General features: G+C 63.1%; 17 protein-coding genes, 1 other RNA gene and 1 pseudogene. 17 read left to right on the top strand and 2 right to left on the bottom strand.

The window, feature by feature from the left end:
• Window positions 1-3 precede the first annotated feature (3 nt).
• The 12 genes and pseudogenes from HPY55_08240 (at window position 4) to HPY55_08295 (ending at window position 11,854) form a co-directional block, all read left to right on the top strand.
• Entirely contained in the window at window positions 4-708 is a 705-nt protein-coding gene (locus tag HPY55_08240; GenBank protein ID NPV70617.1) for a SpoIIE family protein phosphatase, read from the top strand.
• Window positions 709-734: 26 nt separating this feature from the next.
• A pseudogene (locus HPY55_08245) lies at window positions 735-1,049 on the top strand (hypothetical protein).
• Between the two features lie 57 nt (window positions 1,050-1,106).
• Window positions 1,107-1,754 carry an HD domain-containing protein gene (locus tag HPY55_08250; GenBank protein ID NPV70618.1) on the top strand — a complete coding sequence of 216 codons (648 nt, stop codon included), beginning with the start codon at window positions 1,107-1,109 and terminating at the stop codon, window positions 1,752-1,754.
• A 191-nt stretch (window positions 1,755-1,945) separates the two neighbouring features.
• A complete protein-coding gene (gene secD / locus HPY55_08255; protein NPV70619.1) occupies window positions 1,946-3,247 on the top strand; it encodes a protein translocase subunit SecD in 1,302 nt (433 codons plus the stop codon).
• A 48-nt stretch (window positions 3,248-3,295) separates the two neighbouring features.
• The gene (gene secF, locus HPY55_08260; GenBank protein ID NPV70620.1) at window positions 3,296-4,183 is read left to right on the top strand and encodes a protein translocase subunit SecF; all 888 of its coding nucleotides are present in this window, start codon (window positions 3,296-3,298) and stop codon (window positions 4,181-4,183) included.
• Window positions 4,184-4,305: 122 nt separating this feature from the next.
• Window positions 4,306-5,733 (top strand): magnesium chelatase, encoded by a 1,428-nt coding sequence (locus HPY55_08265; GenBank protein ID NPV70621.1) that lies wholly within the window; start codon window positions 4,306-4,308, stop codon window positions 5,731-5,733.
• The gene (locus tag HPY55_08270; GenBank protein NPV70622.1) at window positions 5,730-7,505 is read left to right on the top strand and encodes a VWA domain-containing protein; all 1,776 of its coding nucleotides are present in this window, start codon (window positions 5,730-5,732) and stop codon (window positions 7,503-7,505) included. Before HPY55_08265 ends, HPY55_08270 begins: the two co-directional genes overlap by 4 nt.
• 121 nt (window positions 7,506-7,626) lie before the next feature.
• Window positions 7,627-7,989, top strand: coding sequence for a LapA family protein (locus HPY55_08275; GenBank protein ID NPV70623.1), 363 nt, complete (start codon window positions 7,627-7,629; stop codon window positions 7,987-7,989).
• The gene (locus HPY55_08280; GenBank protein NPV70624.1) at window positions 7,973-8,491 is read left to right on the top strand and encodes an adenine phosphoribosyltransferase; all 519 of its coding nucleotides are present in this window, start codon (window positions 7,973-7,975) and stop codon (window positions 8,489-8,491) included. Before HPY55_08275 ends, HPY55_08280 begins: the two co-directional genes overlap by 17 nt.
• A gap of 34 nt (window positions 8,492-8,525) precedes the next feature.
• The gene (locus tag HPY55_08285) at window positions 8,526-10,727 is read left to right on the top strand and encodes a bifunctional (p)ppGpp synthetase/guanosine-3',5'-bis(diphosphate) 3'-pyrophosphohydrolase (protein NPV70625.1); all 2,202 of its coding nucleotides are present in this window, start codon (window positions 8,526-8,528) and stop codon (window positions 10,725-10,727) included.
• Window positions 10,724-11,173 (top strand): D-tyrosyl-tRNA(Tyr) deacylase, encoded by a 450-nt coding sequence (locus HPY55_08290; protein ID NPV70626.1) that lies wholly within the window; start codon window positions 10,724-10,726, stop codon window positions 11,171-11,173. Before HPY55_08285 ends, HPY55_08290 begins: the two co-directional genes overlap by 4 nt.
• 60 nt (window positions 11,174-11,233) lie before the next feature.
• Window positions 11,234-11,854 (top strand): MBL fold metallo-hydrolase, encoded by a 621-nt coding sequence (locus HPY55_08295; protein NPV70627.1) that lies wholly within the window; start codon window positions 11,234-11,236, stop codon window positions 11,852-11,854.
• A 124-nt stretch (window positions 11,855-11,978) separates the two neighbouring features.
• Here HPY55_08295 and HPY55_08300 read toward each other — a convergent pair whose 3' ends face one another.
• Window positions 11,979-12,404: a PIN domain-containing protein gene (locus tag HPY55_08300; GenBank protein ID NPV70628.1), complete on the bottom strand. Its 426-nt coding sequence runs from the start codon at window positions 12,402-12,404 to the stop codon at window positions 11,979-11,981.
• Complete coding sequence (locus HPY55_08305) at window positions 12,401-12,718, bottom strand: CopG family transcriptional regulator (protein NPV70629.1); 318 nt, start codon at window positions 12,716-12,718, stop codon at window positions 12,401-12,403. Before HPY55_08305 ends, HPY55_08300 begins: the two co-directional genes overlap by 4 nt.
• Window positions 12,719-12,963: 245 nt before the next feature.
• Here HPY55_08305 and HPY55_08310 point away from each other — a divergent pair, with 245 nt between their 5' ends.
• The 5 genes from HPY55_08310 (at window position 12,964) to ltaE (ending at window position 17,976) form a co-directional block, all read left to right on the top strand.
• Complete coding sequence (locus HPY55_08310) at window positions 12,964-14,238, top strand: histidine--tRNA ligase (GenBank protein ID NPV70630.1); 1,275 nt, start codon at window positions 12,964-12,966, stop codon at window positions 14,236-14,238.
• Between the two features lie 5 nt (window positions 14,239-14,243).
• A complete protein-coding gene (gene aspS / locus HPY55_08315; GenBank protein NPV70631.1) occupies window positions 14,244-16,046 on the top strand; it encodes an aspartate--tRNA ligase in 1,803 nt (600 codons plus the stop codon).
• 101 nt (window positions 16,047-16,147) lie between these two features.
• A non-coding RNA gene (ssrS, locus tag HPY55_08320) (6S RNA) lies at window positions 16,148-16,343 on the top strand.
• Window positions 16,344-16,519: 176 nt separating this feature from the next.
• The gene (gene trxA / locus HPY55_08325; protein ID NPV70632.1) at window positions 16,520-16,852 is read left to right on the top strand and encodes a thioredoxin; all 333 of its coding nucleotides are present in this window, start codon (window positions 16,520-16,522) and stop codon (window positions 16,850-16,852) included.
• 134 nt (window positions 16,853-16,986) lie between these two features.
• Complete coding sequence (gene ltaE / locus HPY55_08330) at window positions 16,987-17,976, top strand: low-specificity L-threonine aldolase (protein ID NPV70633.1); 990 nt, start codon at window positions 16,987-16,989, stop codon at window positions 17,974-17,976.
• Window positions 17,977-18,025: the final 49 nt, after the last annotated feature.

The raw sequence follows: 18,025 nt of genomic DNA on the forward strand, positions 1-18,025 counted from the left end.
TCCGTGCAGATCCACGTCGGGGTAGCCAAAGTGCCCAAGTTCGGGGTATCCGAGAGCGGGGATACGCTCGAGGTCGTGGAGCGCCGCAAGGGCGGGTTTTCGGTTGTGATGGCCGACGGCCAGGGAAGCGGTCCGGCGGCCAAGCGGATATCGAACCTCGTCGTGTCCAGGGCGATATCACTGATATCCGAAGGCGCGCGAGACGGCGCTGTCGCCAGGGCGGTGCACGACGTCCTGTTTGCCCTTCGTGACGGCAAGGTCTCGTGCGAGCTCACGATACTCTCGGTGGACCTGCGATCCCGCACGATGGTTATCTCCCGCAATTCGGCCGTGCCTGTGTACGTGTTGTCGGGAGGTGGACTTGACGTCCTTTCCGAGGAGGCCTGCCCGATCGGGATGCAGGACGCCGTGAAGCCGTCGATTTCCGAGGTCCCCCTCGCGCCGGGCCTTCTGGTGGCGACGTTCACCGACGGGGTGCTGTACTCCGGGGTCAAGTCGGGACTCGGCGACGCGGCGGCTGCGGCCGCCGGACTCATAAGGGGGTTCGGGCCCGAGGCCGCCGAGGATCTCGCGGGGCGCCTTCTCGGGATGGCGCTCGAGCGCGACCGGAACATGCCACAGGATGACATGACCGTGGTCGCGCTGGGCGTCTCGGCCCTCGAACAGGAGCACAAGGTCAGAACCATGTCGGCCCGATTTGCGATGTAGACCCCCTGTAGCGCAGAGGGAAGACTATGAAGGTCGCAGTGGCCGGGGTGTGCTCGTCAGGAAAGACAACGCTCGTGGCCTCCCTCAGGGAGCTGGGCTACCAGGCTTACAGCGTCGCCCAGGAGCACTCGTCCGCGAAGAGGATGTGGGCCTTACGCCAGCCCGACTTCCTCGTCGTACTCGACTGTTCGTATAAAACGGCGGCCGGGAGGCGGGCGATCCCCTGGGGGCCGGCGCACCTCGAGGAGCAACGGCGGCGGCTTGAGGACGCGAGGGCGCACTGCGACATATTCATCGAAACGGATGGCCTCAGCCCCGGCGAGGTCCGCGACGCAGTCATACAGGCTATCGACGGGGACAAGTCTGGAGGTGCGCAAGTGCAACCAGTAACCCTGGAGATGATACGGAGGTTGCCCGAGGTCGAGGTCTACATCGAACGCGGCGACGCCCACCTCGACGCCATCGGGTACACCGAGCACGGCCACAGGCACGCGAGCCTCGTGGCCAACATCGCGCGGAACGTCCTGATCCGCCTGGGACTCCCGGAACGTGAGGCCGAACTCGCCGGCATTGCGGGCTACCTTCACGACATAGGCAATATCGTCAGCCGCTCGGGCCACGGCCAGACGGGCGCGGTGATGGCTTTTCAGATCCTGCGGGGTCTCGGCATGCCGGCGGATGAGATCGCCGCTATCGTGGGGGCGATCGGCAGCCATGACCCTGAGGAATCCGGTTACCCCGTCAACAACGTGTCCGCCGCGCTGATCCTGGGGGACAAGTCGGACGTGCACAGGACCAGGGTGCGGAACTGCGATCGCGCGTCCTTCGACATCCACGACCGTGTGAACTACGCGGTCGAGCACTCCTTCCTGCGGGTCGACGACAAGCGGAAGACTATAGTGCTGGAACTCAAGATCGACACGAAAATCTCACCCGTGATGGATTACTTCGAGATATTCCTGGTCAGGATGGTCATGTGCCGCAGGGCGGCCTCGTTCCTGGGCTGCAACTTCGAACTATCGATAAACGACGTCCAGATCCTGTAACTGGCGCCGGCCAACACATGGAAGGATTTGTGAAGCATCCGGCAAATCTATTGCCGTGAGAGGCCCAGTATACCGGCCACTTTCGTTGACAAGGCGGCCGCGCGATGGTTATAATCGAGCGTGGCGCTGGCCGTTTGGCCGGCGACGGATTGTCAGGCAGCCACATGCACCCGGTTCGAGGGGGAAAGTAGATGACCGATTCCATTCGTCTTGGTCTTTTTGTTTTCATGGGAGTAGTGCTGGCTCTGGTGTACTGGTACATCGTCAGTCGCCTTGGGGTCAGGGACAAGGCGAGGGCTACGCTGGCCACGGTGCTCGTGATCGGCATCGCTATGGGCTACTACTTCAGCGCGGTCAAGCCGCTCGTCGGGATGCTGCCCAAGGGGCTGGACCTCGAGGGAGGGGTGCACGTCGTCCTCGAGGCGGTGCCCACTCCTGAGAACCCCGTCACGGACGCCGCCATGATCGGCGCGATGGAGATAATCGAGCGGCGCGTCAACGCCCTGGGCGTTACCGAGCCGTACATCCAGCGCTCCGGCAGCCGCATAATCATCGAGATACCCGGCGTCAAAGACCCGCACGCGGCCATTGAAGTAATCGGGAAGACAGCGCTCCTCGAGTTCGCCGACGAAGAGGGTAACCTGATCCTGACCGGCAAGGACCTGAAGAAGGCGGACGTCGCGACGCGAAGCAACAACAGCGAGCCCGTCGTTCTGCTCGAGTTCAACGCGGACGGGACGAAGAAGTTCGCCGACGCCACCGCGAAGAATGTCGGGAAACGCATCATCATTATGCTGGACAAGCAGGTGATCTCGGCTCCCGTGGTCCGTGAGGCGATCCCGAGCGGCCAGGCCGAGATCCAGGGGTACGAGACCGTCCAGGCCGCGTACCATCTTTCGATACTGCTGAACTCGGGCGCGCTGCCGGTCAACCTGCAGATCATGGAGAACAGATCCGTCAGCGCCACGCTGGGGCGCGACTCTATCGAGCAGTCCAGGACCGCGGCGATAGTCGGCATAGTCGCAGTGGCTGTCTACATGCTGCTGTACTACCGGCTGCCCGGTCTCATCGCCGGCCTCGCGCTCGCGGCGTACCTGTTCATCGCGGTGGGGGTACTGGCGCTCCTCAGGGCGACCCTGACACTCCCCGGCATCGCGGGTCTCGTGCTGTCGGTGGGCATGGCGGTGGACGCTAACGTGATCATCTTCGAGCGGTGCAAAGAGGAGATCCGTTCGGGGCAGACCCTGCGCTCGGCGATAGTTGCGGGCTTCCGCAACGCGCTCCGCGCGATCGTCGACTCCAACGTCACGACCCTGATCGCGGCCGCGGTGCTGTTCTGGCTGGGCTCCGGCCCCATCCGTGGTTTCGCGGTCACGCTGTCGGTCGGTATACTTTCCAGCATGTTTACGGCGATCGTCCTGACGAGGTTCCTGCTGATGGCCTTCGTCAACTCGGGCCTGTACCGGGGCAAGAAGATGTTCTTCGGGTACTAGAGATCTGGACGCGGGTGCGGGCCCGTGTTTCCTCCGGGGGGTGTAAAGTTGTTCGATTTCGTTGGACGCTACAAGATATGGTTTGCGGGATCGGCCGCGATAATCATCGCCGGCTTGATATTCCTCGTCATGCCGGGGGTCGGAATAAGGCTCGGCATAGATTTCACGGGAGGAATGCTCGTCGAGATGCGGTTCGAGGGTGAACCCTCGACCGGCCAGATCAGGGACGTCTTGAACGCGAACGGTCTCGGCGGCAGCATGGTCCAGAAGGCGGGGAACGACTCGCACGTCGCGCTGATAAGGACGAAGGCGGTCGACACCGCGCAGAGGCAGGCGCTCTTCGACTCGCTCAAGAAGTCGCTCGGCAACTACGAGGTACGGCGGATAGAAGAGGTCAGCGGCGTGATAGGCAAGGAGCTCACGAGGAAGGCGATACTCGCCCTCGTCATTGCGAACCTCGCCCAGATCGTATACATTACGCTGAGGTTCGAGTTCAAGTTCGCCGTCGCGGCGGTCGTGGCGCTTATCCACGATGTCCTGATAACCGTCGGCCTGTTCTCGATCATCGGGGTCGAGGTTAACAGCCCGTTCGTGGCAGCCATCCTGACGATCGTCGGTTATTCGATAAATGACACGATCGTCGTGTACGACCGTATCCGGGAGAACCTCAAGACCAGGAAGAAAGAGGGCCTGGCGACCATGGTGAACCGGAGCATCAGCGAGACCCTCATACGATCGATCAACACATCGCTCACCACGCTGCTCGCCGTGTTCGCGATCCTCATATTCGGAGGGCAGACGATACGCGAGTTCTCGCTCGCTCTCGCCATCGGTATCACGACGGGGACCTATTCCTCCATATTTATAGCGAGCCCGCTGTGGGTGCTGTGGAAGAATAAGGAGACGGCGGTGAAGGTGAGGCCGAAAACCGCCTGAACGAGGCGAAACGCCTGCATAACCGCGAAATGTGATTGGGCCGGGCCGCTTGTGGCGGCCCGGTGTTCGTGTCATCGGCCCATGCCAAACTGAGCAAACTAGGTTTCGGGGGAGTGGTCCTGATGAAACCTCTTGCCAGTCTGGTACGGCACGAAGGCAACGAATGCCTTTTCAAAGCGATAGAAATGTCGGTGGTGTCCGCCCTTAACGGGGTGCCCCTTCACGTCCACGTCGAGGGGTTGCGCGGTACGGGGAAGACCACCATCCTGAGATCGGCGAGGTCGGTATTCCCGCGCATCGCGCGGGTCAAGGGGTGCCTGTACAACTGCGACCCGGTCGCGCCCCATTGCCCCGAACATTCAATCATGTCCCGCGAGGAACTCCAGAGAGTCGGGGTGGAGGACATCCCGATGCCGTTTCTCGAGATCTCACACTCGGCCAAGGTTGGCACCGTCGTAGGGAGTATAGATCTGAAGAAGATCACGGACAGGTCCTCCCCCGAGGCCGCGATCCTTCCGGGGACAATACCGCAGGCTCACCGCGGCGTAATATTCGTGGACGAGATAAACAGGCTCGCCGAAACGTCGCCCGAGCTCGCCGACATACTCCTCAGCGTCATGGGGACGAAGCCCGGGCGAGTCCAGATCGAAGAAACGGGTCTACCGGTGGTCGAGATGCCCGTGCGCGTCTCGGTCTGGGCGGCGTCGAACCCCGACGAGGAGCCCGGGCCGCTCGAGGACATCAGGAGGCAGCTCGCCGACAGGTTCGATCTGGTAGCCAACGTTTCGAGACCTACGAACCCCCACACCGTCCGGACCATCTTCGCCGGCGATCATTTCGGAAGCGGGCCGCTCAGGGAATGCGAGGACATGCTCAGGCGCTCGAGGCTCGTCGACGATGTCAGCGTACCCGCGTGGTTGCAGGAGATCATCGCCGGCCTGTACGTCGACTTCGCACTCGAGAGCCTGAGGGCGGTGGAGGCGCTGCAGCACGGGACGTGCATTGCCGCGGCGCTCGACCTGCGGACGGAGGCGGGGCTGGACGACCTGATAGGGGTGGTGCCCCTGGCGCTCCACCACCGCGTGAGCGTCGCCACGATGGCCCAGATCCTCAAGTACCTCACCGAGCGATCGGCGGCGCGCGAGCCCTCGCGCTTGAGGCCGCCGTCGGCGCCTGGAGCGGATGGGGCCAGGGTGGACCAGAGGGAGCCGGTCAACGGCGCCTCGCCCGCGGACGCGCAGGGGGCGATGGAACGCCTGTTCTCACGCCTGCGCGATACGCTCATGGGGCAGCAGCTGGGACGCCAGGGAATGGCGGGCCAGTCCGGGGGCGCGGGGAGCGGAGGCTATGGGCGGCCGGGGACCGCGGCCGGTAGCGACGGCGCCCAGGACCGGTCGGGCTCACAAGGCGGGTCGAGCGGTTCCGGCGGGGGCGGCGGCTCATGGGCGAACCCGATGGACATACGGGTGTTCGCGCCGCAGGCGCGCGCCACACCTATCGTCGAGCTCATGCCCCGCGACATAATCACTACCGGGGACGACCTCAGTTGATCAAGGGCGACGTCGAGCTCCTCGGCAATTACCTTGCCTCCATATTCAACAGGGATCACGGCGCCCGGGTCGGCGAAACCGCCATAATATCGCGGAAGATCCACACGATCGACCCCGCCGCGCCCGACGAGGTACGGGTCGTGGTCAACGCGGACGCGGGGGAGATATTCTACCGCCGCCGCGATGCGGGCGAGGTCGTCCACATGGATATCTTCCACGAGGTCGGGTCGGTGAACCACTGCCTCGTGGCGAAAGTGGTCCGCGAGGTGTTCGAGGCCGACCCGCGCGGCCGCGCGATCATGGACTACGTGGACGTCCAGACCGCCACGGGGGGCGGCAGGATCACGGGGTCCCTCAACTACGGCGACAAGCCCTCGTTGCGGAGGGCCCACCTCAACCACGTGCACGTTGCGGCGCTTCTCCACGACTCAGCTCTGCCGCTGGTATTCAACGTGGTGGCGGCCGTCGAGGCGGAGATCTCCGCCCAGGGGTACGAGATCCGGAAGATACAGAGGCTCGCGCACGAGCGAGGGAACAAAAACGGCCGCGCCGACATGTCGCCGTACTCCTCGTTCAGCGATTCGATGATCCAGGGGGATGGTCCGAAGCCGGGGGACAGCCCGTTCGAACACCAGTCCAACCTGCAGAAGGCGATGGAGCTGTCTGACGACTTCGGCAGCGTCGACGAGGTCGCCGAGGTGCTCGAGTACCTCGCGGAAGAGTCGGACCTGCACAACCTGATGGCCAAGCTCGCGCAGAGGAACTCCACGCCGTCCGAAATGATAGACATACTCGTCAACAAGGGCCTCGCCCGGCGCGACGGGTGGAAGGCCACCCTGACGCCTGAGGGTTGGAAGCTCAGGAACTTCTTCCGCCTGCACCGCCAGGAGATAGAAATGCATTTCAGGCGGCTCATACGCCGCATCCCCGCGATTTCGGCCCCACGCGACAGGATTACGTACACGAACTCGTCATCGAGGAAGACAGGCGGCAGGGTGAGGAAGAAGATTTGCCATCCCGACAAGGACGAGTGGTTTCTCAGTATCGCGGTGCCGGAGACGGTGGTCAACGCGGCGACGCGGTGCCTCGCCTCCCGGTGCACGGCCCCCGCGGGCACGGCTGCGGTTGACGCTCAGGCGCGGGCCGCGGGCGAAGCCGTCGAACAGGGTTTCCGTATCACCGTCGCGCCGGAGGACCTCATAGTCGAGAAGCAGCTGAGGTCCAATCCCGTGGATATTTGCCTGCTTATCGACGCGAGCGCGAGCATGGCCGGGCGGCGAATACACGCCGCGAAATACCTTGCTCGCCACCTGCTGCTGGCCACCAGGGACAAGGTGGCAGTGGTCATATTCCAGGAATCGAGCGTCAAGGTGCACGTGCCCTTCACGCGCGCCTACCAGAAGATCGAGCTCGGGGTGATGCGCATCCAGCCGCTCGGCCTGACGCCACTCGCCGAGGGGATCATAGGTTGCCTCGAGTACGTCAAGGCGGCGCGCGTGAAGAATCCGCTCATATTGATGATTACCGACGGCATACCTACCGTCCCGAAGTGGAGCCTCAATCCCATAGACGACGCACTCCAGGCCGCCACCACGATCCCGCAAATGAGGGTGAAGTTCGGCTGCGTGGGTCTCGAACCGAACAAATCGTTCCTCGAGAGCCTGACCAAGAAGGCCGGGGGGACGCTTTACATAGTCGATGAACTGGAGAAGGACTCCCTGGCGACCATCGCGCACAGGGAAAGGGCCAAGGTGACGGCCGGGAACGCCTGAGTGACCAGTCCAGGCCGGAGGATTTGGAAGCCCTCACACAGAATTAGATGAGGGCTGTCCAACCTTTTTATTTTACGGAGGCCCTCACAAAACATAGCCCCCGCAGGGGGCGTGCCATATTATGGGAGAGGTGGTGGCGCGCGTGTTTCTCATCGTGGGCTTTGCGTTCGCCCTTATCGTGGCGCTTTTCGCGGTTCAGAACTCCATGGTTGTCTCGGTCCGGTTCTTCACGTGGGGTTTTGAGACCTCGCTCGTCCTGGTTGTCATCGCATCTGCCGCTCTCGGAGCAATGTCGGCGGGCGTGCTCGGGCTTCCAGGTTCTATCCGGCTCCGGCTCAAGGTAAGGGAACTCGACGGGAAGATTAGGCGGCTCGAATCCGAGCTGAAGGCCGCCAGGGAAGCGGCCGCACCGGCGACACAACCCGCGCTTGACAGGCAGTCCAGTCAGGGAGAGGAAGGTGCAGGAGATGGATCTCGAGCGTAAACTGCGGGTCATCCCGGACTACCCAAAGCCGGGGATAAGCTTCAAGGATATCACGCCGCTGCTCAAGGACGGCGCGGCGTTCAGGGAATCGATACGGCTGATGGCGGCCGAGTGCTCCAAGCGTGAATGCGAGCTCATTGTCGCCCCCGAGGCGCGTGGGTTTATACTCGGAGCCGCGCTCGCCTACGAGCTCGGCGCCGGGTTCATCCCGGTGAGGAAAAAGGGGAAGCTCCCATGGGAGTGCCTTCGCGGGGAATACAAGCTCGAGTACAACACGGACGTCCTCGAGATGCACGTGGACGCGATACGAAAAGGCCAGAAGATCATCGTGGTGGACGATGTACTCGCGACTGGCGGGACAATATCTGCTACACTCGATATGGTGGAGAGAGCGGGTGGACTGGTGTCCGCGGTGGCATTCCTGATAGAACTCCTGTACCTGCCGGGGCGCAAGAACCTGCAGAAATACGACGTCATATCAATAATCAAGCTCGAGTCATAGGATGGGCTGACCTTTCGCGAAAGGAGGTGCTGGCGTGACCCTGGGAGACCTGCTTGCGGCCATGAAGCCGTACTCAAACGAGAACGGGATGCACCTTGTCGAAAAAGCCTACAGGTTCGGCGAAACGGCGCATGCGGGCAGCAAGCGGCGTTCCGGGGACGACTACATCCAGCACCCCCTGGCGGTCGCCATGTACCTCGCCGAGCTCGAAATGGACGCCACGACGATTGCGGCGGCGCTGCTGCACGACGTGGCGGAGGATACGGAATTCACCCTGGCGGACATCGAGCGGGAGTTCGGGCGGGAGGTCTCACTCCTCGTCGACGGGGTCACCAAGCTCGGCAGGATCGAGTTCAAGTCCCAGATGGAACAGCAGGCGGAGAACCTGCGAAAGATGTTCTTCGCAATGGCGGAGGACCTCAGGGTCATCATCATCAAACTCGCGGACCGCCTGCACAACATGCGCACCCTCGAGGCGCTGCCGGCGGAGAAGCAGAAGAAAGTGGCCCAGGAAACCCTGGACATATACGCGCCGCTGGCCCACAGGCTCGGTATCTGGCGGTTCAAGTGGGAGCTGGAGGACCTCGCGTTCAGGTATCTCCAGCCGGACGAGTACCACGACCTGGCCGACAAGATAGCGAAGCAGCGCAGCGAGCGGGAGGCATTCACGAACCGCGTGATTGAGGACCTCGAGGCGCGGCTCAAGGAGGCGGCGATCCACGCAGACGTCCAGGGCCGCGCGAAGCACCTGTACAGCATCTGGAGAAAGATGTCCGGGCAGGGCAAGGAGCTCTCTGAGATATACGACCTCATCGCCGTGCGCGTCGTCGTCGACACAGTGCGGGAGTGCTACGGCGTCCTGGGGATCGTCCACACGATGTGGAAGCCCATGCCCGGCCGGTTCAAGGACTTCGTAGCCATGCCGAAGGCCAACATGTATCAATCTCTGCACACGACCTGCATGGGGCCCGAGGGCGAACCGTTCGAGATACAGATCAGGACCTGGGAGATGCACCGCACCGCCGAGTACGGTATCGCGGCGCACTGGAGGTACAAGGAAGGCCAGCCCAAGGTGGACAAGGACTACCAGGAGAAGCTCGCGTGGCTCCGGCAGGTGCTCGAGTGGCAGAGGGAGCTCGGCGACGCCCGCGAGTTCATGGAATCGCTCAAGATCGACCTCTTCGACGACGAGGTGTTCGTGTTCACCCCGAAGGGCGACGTCATCGACCTGCCTGCGGGCTCAACGCCCATCGACTTCGCGTACCAGATCCACACCGACGTCGGCCACCGCTGCATCGGCGCCAAGGTGAACGGCCGCATCGTCACCCTGGACTACAAGCTGAAGAACGGCGATATCATCGAAGTGCTCACGTCCAAGCAGTCCGCCGGTCCGAGCTGGGACTGGATGCAGATAGCCAAGACATCGGCCGCAAGGAACAAGATACGAAACTGGTTCAAGAGGATGCGCCACGAGGAGAACGTGGCGCGGGGCAAGGACCTACTCGAGAAGGAAGTCAACCGGCAGGGGCTCGAGATCCACCAGGTCATGAGCGATGACCTCATGCAGGACCTGGCGGCAAAGATGAACTTTACGGGCCCCGAAGACCTCCTGGCGGCTGTGGGCCATGGCGGCCTCACCCCGCAGTACGTGGCGTCGAGACTCAGGGACGAGTACAAGAAGACGCAGAAGCCCGTCAGCATCCAGGCGGAAGTAATACCGATCGAATCACGGCCGCAGGCGAGGAAGAAGATACCCGAGGCCGTGGTCGTCCGTGGCATGGCGAACCTCCTGGTAAGGTTCTCGAAGTGCTGCAACCCCGTCCCCGGGGACCAGATCATCGGTTTCATCACCAGGGGTCGAGGTGTGACCGTGCACAGGGTGGACTGCCCGAACATCGTCCACTACTCCGGCGAGCCCGAGAGGCTGGTTGAAGTGGCGTGGGCACAACACGAGGGCGCCTATCCGGTGGAGATCTCCGTCACAGCGCTCGACAGGCCGGGCCTCCTGTCCGACATCGCCAACGTGGTGGCGGACACCAGGACCAACATCCTGGCTGCCAAGGCCATAACGTCGAGGCACACGCGCGCCGTGGTCGACCTCGTGCTCGAGATCAGGGACCTGGAGCACCTTCAGCACATAAAGAACAGGATCATGCGAATAAAGGACGTCCTGAAGGTCGAAAGGGTCGTCAGAGACCACAACAGGGTCGGGAGCAAGGTGGGAGGGGCCGGTTGAGGGCGGTCGTCCAGCGGGTCAGCCGCGGCGCGGTCAGCGTCGACGGGGCCGAGGTTGCCCGCATAGGCACGGGGTTTGTGGTGCTGCTGGGCGTCGGTGACGGCGACACCGAGGAGGATGCCCACTACATAGCCGAGAAGGTTGCCCACCTGAGGGTATTCGAGGATGCGGGGGGCAAGATGAACCTGGCCCCCGCGGACGTCGGCGGCGAGGTGCTGCTCATATCGCAGTTCACGCTGTACGGCGACGTGAGAAAGGGGCGCCGGCCGAGCTACTCGGACGCCGCGCGCCCCGACGAGGCGGACAGGCTGTACAGGCTCGTGGCGTCAACCATCGAGAGCCTGGGGGTCCCGGTCAAAATGGGGGTATTCCAGGCCATGATGCTCGTCGAGATACACAATGACGGTCCCGTGACTATTTTACTCGACAGCCGCAGGCTGTTCTGAGTGGAGCGCCCGCCGGCCCGGCCGCCGGTGTGCAACCATGGGTTCTGGAGGCGATCGTAATTGATAGTCGAGATGCTCCCGGTTGGGCCACTCCAGGCCAACTGCATCATCATCGGTTGTGAGAAGACCAGGACGTGCGCGGTCGTCGACCCCGGCGCCGAGTCGGAGCGGATCCTCCGCGAGGTGGCGCGGCTCGGGCTGAGGGTGGTAGCCATCATCAACACCCACGGCCACGCGGACCACATGTCCGCAAACAACCGTATCAAGCACGCCACCGGAGCCCCCATAATGATAGGCGAGAAGGACGCCGAGATGCTGACGAGCGCCGCGAAGAACCTCAGCCTCCTGAGCGGTGTGGTTGTCAGGTCGGACGACGCAGACCGCCTGCTCGAGGATGGAGACGTCATCGATGTCGGCGAGGTCAGTCTGAAAGTCCTCGAGACACCCGGTCACACGCCGGGGGGCATCTGTCTCGTCGCGGAGAACAAGGTGTTTACCGGTGACACGCTGTTCGCCGGCTCCGTGGGACGGACCGACTTCCCCGGTGGGTCGATGGACGACCTGCTCTCATCGATTAAGGATAAGCTCCTGACCCTCGGCGATGACGTGGAGGCCTACCCGGGGCACGGCCCGACGACCACCATCGGGGAGGAGAAGCGGTACAACCCGTTCCTCGGATAGACTGGAAGGGAAGGCGGCGGAGACCAGGGTTTCCGGTAGACTACGGGCCTGCCGAACCGTAATATCGCCGGGTGGATCCTTTCGGGCACGCCCGCCAACTCTGGCTGAGCGGCCCGGGAAAGGCTCATGAAGCGGCCTCCGGAACCACGCTCAGACCGAGCCGGCGGAACACGCGATCGAACGCAAACACGGTCTCCATACTGAGCCCGCGCATTACGGCCACTGTCACGCAGTCCGTGAAGCTCAACGGCTGGTCCTCGTACTTTTCGAACAGCATCCACGCCTGCCGCCATACCTCGGGCTCCACCGTCACCACGGTGAAAGAGGGGCTGTCGAAGATGGCGCGCAGAAACTTGACTGTCGCTGTATGACCGATGGAGGACCTTAGACGCGTGGCTGTCTCGTCAAGCACGTAATCGGTGGTCACGAAGTGCACAGAGCCGCGCGTGCGGGCGGCATAGGCAGCCGCTTCCTTGTGATACTGATCGCTTCTGTCGGCCAGGGCCACCAGAGCGCTCGTATCCACGAAGCACCTCTTACGGGTGTTCAAGCCTTGTCCACCTCCTGGGGTGGCAGGCCGCTCGCCGCTTTACGCGGCGACCCGTAGATGTAGTAGTCGTGTTGTTCCGCGCTGTCCGGTTCGGAGCCCTCGCCGATCCCGATCACGCTGAAGAACGGGTCATCGGCTTCTGTTGACCGGGGAAGTGAGGACTTATCCACCAGGTAGCGGCCGACTGCTTCCCTGATCAGGTCGGCCATGCTCCGCCCCTCGCACGCGGCTTCGTGCCTTAGTCGCGAATGCATCTCTGCCGGCAACCTGATGTTGGTCGTCACGTCTCCCGTCCCGCCAGGTTCCTTATCCATTGCTAACCACCTCTCTGGAATTGGGCGTTCCAGCGTCCACGCGACCATCGCGTCACGACGATCACAATACCGCAATACAATTGTATTATTGTGGCACAGACGGTGTCAAAACCCAACCCTCGCGATACGGACGGCTGGTAGCGAATTACCACTCCAACATGCAGTCGGTCGCGTCGCAGCCCCGGCGTTCGTTGACTTTTACCCCCCTGCTCGCTAGAATAATAGCCATGACAGGAGGGGTGCGAATGCTCGCCACAGCCCTGCGAGGCATGGTAGATGTCCTGCCGTGGGACAGCCAGAGGTGGCATTACGCCGAGGGGGTAGCTCGCGACATCTGCCGGCGGTTCGGGTATTCGGAGATTCGCACACCGGTGCTCGAGCAGACCGAGCTGTTCACGCGAACCGCCGGGGAGGCGACCGACGTCGTCCAGAAGGAGATGTACACCTTCACCGACAGGGGTGGCCGCAGCGTGACGATGCGCCCGGAGGGCACGGCCCCCGCGGCACGGGCGTTCGTCGAGCACAAGATGTACACGCTCCCGCAGCCTGTCAAGATGTACTACATCGCCCCGATGTTCCGCTACGAGCGGCCGCAGGGCGGGAGGCTGAGGCAGCACACCCAGTTCGGGATCGAGGTGTTCGGCTCGAAGCACCCCGCGGTGGACGCCGAGGTCATCATGGTCGGCCTGACCCTCTTCAACACCCTCGGCCTCAAGGACCTCACCGTACAGCTCAACAGCATCGGGTGCCCGGAGTGCCGTCCTCGCTACCGCGAGGCGCTCCTGGACTACTACCGCCCGCTGCTGGGCAGCGTCTGTGAGGACTGCCGCGCCAGGTTCGAGAAGAACCCCCTGCGCCTCCTCGATTGCAAGAGGGACGGCTGCCGCGAGGCTCAGAAGTCCGCCCCGCGAACGGTCGACTACCTTTGCGAGGAATGCGCCTCGCACCTCGACACCGTGAAAGACCACCTTACGAGGGCGGGCGCCAACTACACGATCAACGCGCTGCTCGTCCGCGGATTCGACTATTACACCAGGACTGTCTTCGAGATCGTTTCGGCGAGCCTTGGGGCCCAGAACTCCGTGTGTTCGGGCGGGCGTTACGATGGCCTGATCGAGGAGATAGGCGGTCCCTCCACGCCGGGCGTGGGCTTCGGCCTCGGCCTCGAAAGGCTGCTTATTTCCCTGGATAACCAGGGCGTTGCGCTCCCCGGACCGGCGCGGCTGGACGTGTTCATCGCGACCGTCGGGGAGCGGGCGTTCAACGCCGGAATTGAACAGCTCTACAGGCTACGCGAGGCCGGGCTCGTGGCGGAAATAGACTACATGGGCCGGAGCCTCAAGGCGCAGATGAAGTTCGCTGACAAGTTCAGCGCGAGGTTGGTCGTTTTCCTCGGCGACGAGGAGATTGAACGGAGAGTCTCAACGGTACGGTGCATGGACACCGGAGAGCAGCATGACGTCCCCATTGCCGGGCTCGCGTCCTGGCTGGTGGAGGCAGGACTGGGCTGTAAGAGGTGACGGCGATGTTGGACATGATGGGCGATTTGAAGAGGACGCACTACTGCGGCGAAATCCGGCCGGAGCACGCCGGGTCCCGCGCCGTGCTCATGGGCTGGGTTCACAGGCGGCGAGACCACGGGGGACTGATATTCATCGACCTCCGCGACAGGAGCGGCTTGGTGCAGCTCGTGTTCCACCCTGAGCAGCGGGAGGCGTACGAAAAGGCCGACCAGGCGCGCAACGAATACGTCCTGGCCGTGACTGGCATGGTCCGGATGCGCCCCGAGGGCAGGGTCAATCCGGACATCCCAACAGGCGAGGTGGAGATCGCCCCGTCCGAAGTGCTAGTACTGAACCGCGCGAAGACCCCGCCTTTCTATATAGCCGAGGGGTCCGAGGCGGATGAATCGGTCCGCCTGCGGTACCGGTACCTCGACCTCCGGCGGCAGGACATGCAGAACGGACTCATGCTAAGGCACAAGATAACCAAGGCGGTCCGCGATTTCCTCGATTCGCGCGAGTTCCTCGAGATCGAGACCCCGGTGCTCATAAGGAGTACGCCGGAAGGAGCGAGGGACTACCTCGTTCCGAGCAGGATAAGCCACGGGAAGTTCTACGCGTTGCCGCAGTCCCCGCAGCTATTCAAGCAACTGCTCATGGTCGGGGGATTCGACCGCTACATGCAGATAGCGCGCTGTTTCAGGGACGAAGACCTGCGGGCCGACAGGCAGCCGGAGTTCACGCAGATAGACATCGAGATGTCGTTCGTGGATGCTCCGGACGTAATGTCGATGACCGAGGACATGCTGGCCAGCGTATTCGAGAGGGCGCTCGGCGCGAGCATCCCGCGGCCGTTCCCCAGGCTTTCCTACGCCGAGGCGATGCTGAAGTACGGCTCGGACAAGCCCGACCTCAGGTTCGGGCTGGAGATATCCGACATCACGGACCTCGTCAAGGACAGCCAGTTCAAGGTGTTCTCGTCGACCGCGGGTTCCGGCGGGGTCGTCAGGAGCTTCGCCGTCCCCGGTGCGGCCGGCTGGAGCAGGAAGGATCTCGACGACCTCACGGAGCGCGCCGTCTTTCTCGGGGCGAGGGGCCTCGTGTGGGTCGAACTCGGCCAGGACGGGATCAAGTCGCCTGTCGCCAAGTACCTCTCCGCCAGCGAGGTCGCCGCAATCTCGGGCCGGCTAGGCGCGTCAACCGGCGACCTCCTTCTCATGGTAGCGGGGAACCGGAAGACGGTCGCATCCGTGCTCGGTACGCTGAGACTCGATATCGGGCAGAAGCTCGACCTCGTCCGGCCGGGATTCCGCTTCTGCTGGGTGACGGACTTCCCGCTGTTCGAGTACAGCGAGGAGGAAGACAGGCTTGTCGCCGTGCACCATCCGTTCACGTCGCCGGTGGACGACGACATACCGCTGCTCGAAAACCTCGAGGCGCTGTCGAGTGACTCTCAGGCGATCCGCGCAAAGGCGTACGACGTGGTGCTCAACGGCACGGAGGTCGGCGGCGGCAGCATCAGGATACACAGGCGCGACGTGCAGCAGATGGTGTTCGACGCGCTCGGCATAGGCCCCGAAGAGGCTGCCAGGAGATTCGGGTTCCTCCTGGAGGCGTTCGAGTACGGCGCGCCACCCCACGGCGGGATCGCGTTGGGCCTCGACAGGCTTGTCATGGTAATGGCCGGTCGAAACAGCATCCGTGACGTCATCGCCTTCCCCAAGACGTCGAGCGCAACCTGCCTCCTTACGGGGGCGCCCGCGGAAGCCGACCCGCGACAGCTCGACGAGCTCGGGATCAACATCCTCACCAAGGATTGGACATAGGCGCCGCTCAAGGTCATAATTGGATCGTGTGCCATATTGTGGTAACTGAAACGGGTTTAAACTTGATAATGGTCGAGGATTGTGGTATTCTAAGAACAGCGTAAACCCTACTGTGTTCGTGAGTAGCCGGCTTGGTTTGAGCCAACACCAACACATTGGGAGCCTGGACTCCGTCCGCGGAATGCATGCCTCCGCCCGGTTGGGCGCTAGTGGACGCATGAAGCGGGCGGGAGGGCACCCACCTGCTATGGAGCAGGTTCAAAAACCGCCGGTGATTTACGACGCGGTGGGGTGTTTTCGTCTTTGAGCGCAAAACGAAGAACGGCGCCCACATGGCCCACGTGGCGCCGTTCTTCTCGCTGAAACCGGTCGTCAGCCTCGATTGAACTGGACATACTTTACACAGTGGAACGTGATCTATAGAATGTTCTCAGCGCGGAGCTGGTAAGCGCAGGATCGGAAGGGGGAGCGGCATGGCCGGCAACAACGTGGTGGAACTGACCGACGCGAACTTCGCGGATCAGGTTACAAATGCAACGGGCGCTGTGCTCGTGGATTTCTGGGCCCCCTGGTGCGGACCGTGCAGGATGGTCGCGCCGGTGGTGGAAGCCGTGGCGTCGGAGTACGCCGGTAAGCTCAGGGTCGGCAAGCTCAACGTCGACGAGAACGGGACGACCGCGTCGAAGTTCGGCATCATGAGCATACCGACGCTGATGTTCTTCAAGGATGGCAAGCAAGTCCACCGCATCGTCGGCTTTGTCCAGAAGAACGAGTTGAAGGAGAAGATAGACAACCTGGTGAAATAACGCGGCAAGCCTTTGGCGCCGCCTTCTGGGAAAGGCGGCGTTTTTGCACGAGGCGGTTTCCTGTGAGGGGAGAGGAGCGCGTGGCAAGAGTCATAGACCTGAGGTCGGATACGGTTACGAAGCCGACTCCCGAGATGCGGAAGGCCATGGCTGAGGCCGAGGTGGGGGATGACGTCTACGGCGAGGACCCGACGGTGAACAGGCTGGAGGAACTCGCCGCCGCCATGCTCGGCAAGGAGGCGTCGCTGTTCGTCACGAGCGGCACGATGGGCAACCAGGTGGCGATCATGACCCATACCCGCAGGGGTGACGAGATAATCGTTGAGAGCGAGGCCCACGTGTTCATGTACGAGGCCGGCGGCGCGGCTGTGCTGTCCGGCGTTCAGGTCCGGCAGGTGAAGGGGGAAATGGGCCTGCTCGGCCCCACAGACGTCGAGGCGGCCATCCGCGAGATCGACATCCATGCCCCCAGGTCCAGCCTGCTCTGTATCGAGAACACCCACAACCGCGCGGGGGGCACCGTCGTACCCCCGAAGCGGATGGGGGAGCTGTACGAGGTCTGCAGGAAGCACGGCCTGGCGGTACACCTGGACGGGGCGCGGGTGTTCAACGCGTCGGTGGCTCTCGGGGTCGACGTGCGCGAGATCACGAAATGGACCGACTCGGTGCAGCTATGCCTGTCGAAGGGCCTGTGCGCGCCGGTGGGCTCGATAGTGGCCGGAACGAAGGAATGGGTTGAGGCGGCCCGCAAGAACAGGAAGATGCTCGGCGGCGGCATGAGGCAGGCCGGCGTCATCGCGGCCGCGGGGATCGTGGCGCTCGAGAAGATGGTGGACAGGCTCGCCGAGGACCACGAGAACGCGCGGTTCCTGGCCGAAGCGCTCTCCGGCGCCAAGGGCCTCAGCATCGACATGAAGACGGTGCAGACCAACATGGTGTACGTGGATGTGAGCGGTACGGGCATGACCGCCCCGCAGTTCGAGGAAACCTGCGCCCGCGAGGGCGTGAGGTTCGGCGCCACCGGCCCGGCGAAGGTCAGGCTGGTTACCCACCACGATGTCTCGAGGAAGGACGTCGAGGACGCCATAGTCGTGATCGAGAAGGTGGCTGAGAAGCGACTGTGAGCCTGCTCGGGGGCCCCGGACAATTCGACTCCGGCGAGCGCGGGCGCCA

The sequence above is a fragment of the Bacillota bacterium genome, from assembly GCA_013178305.1.
Classification (GTDB): domain Bacteria; phylum Bacillota; class Sulfobacillia; order JABLXB01; family JABLXB01; genus JABLXB01.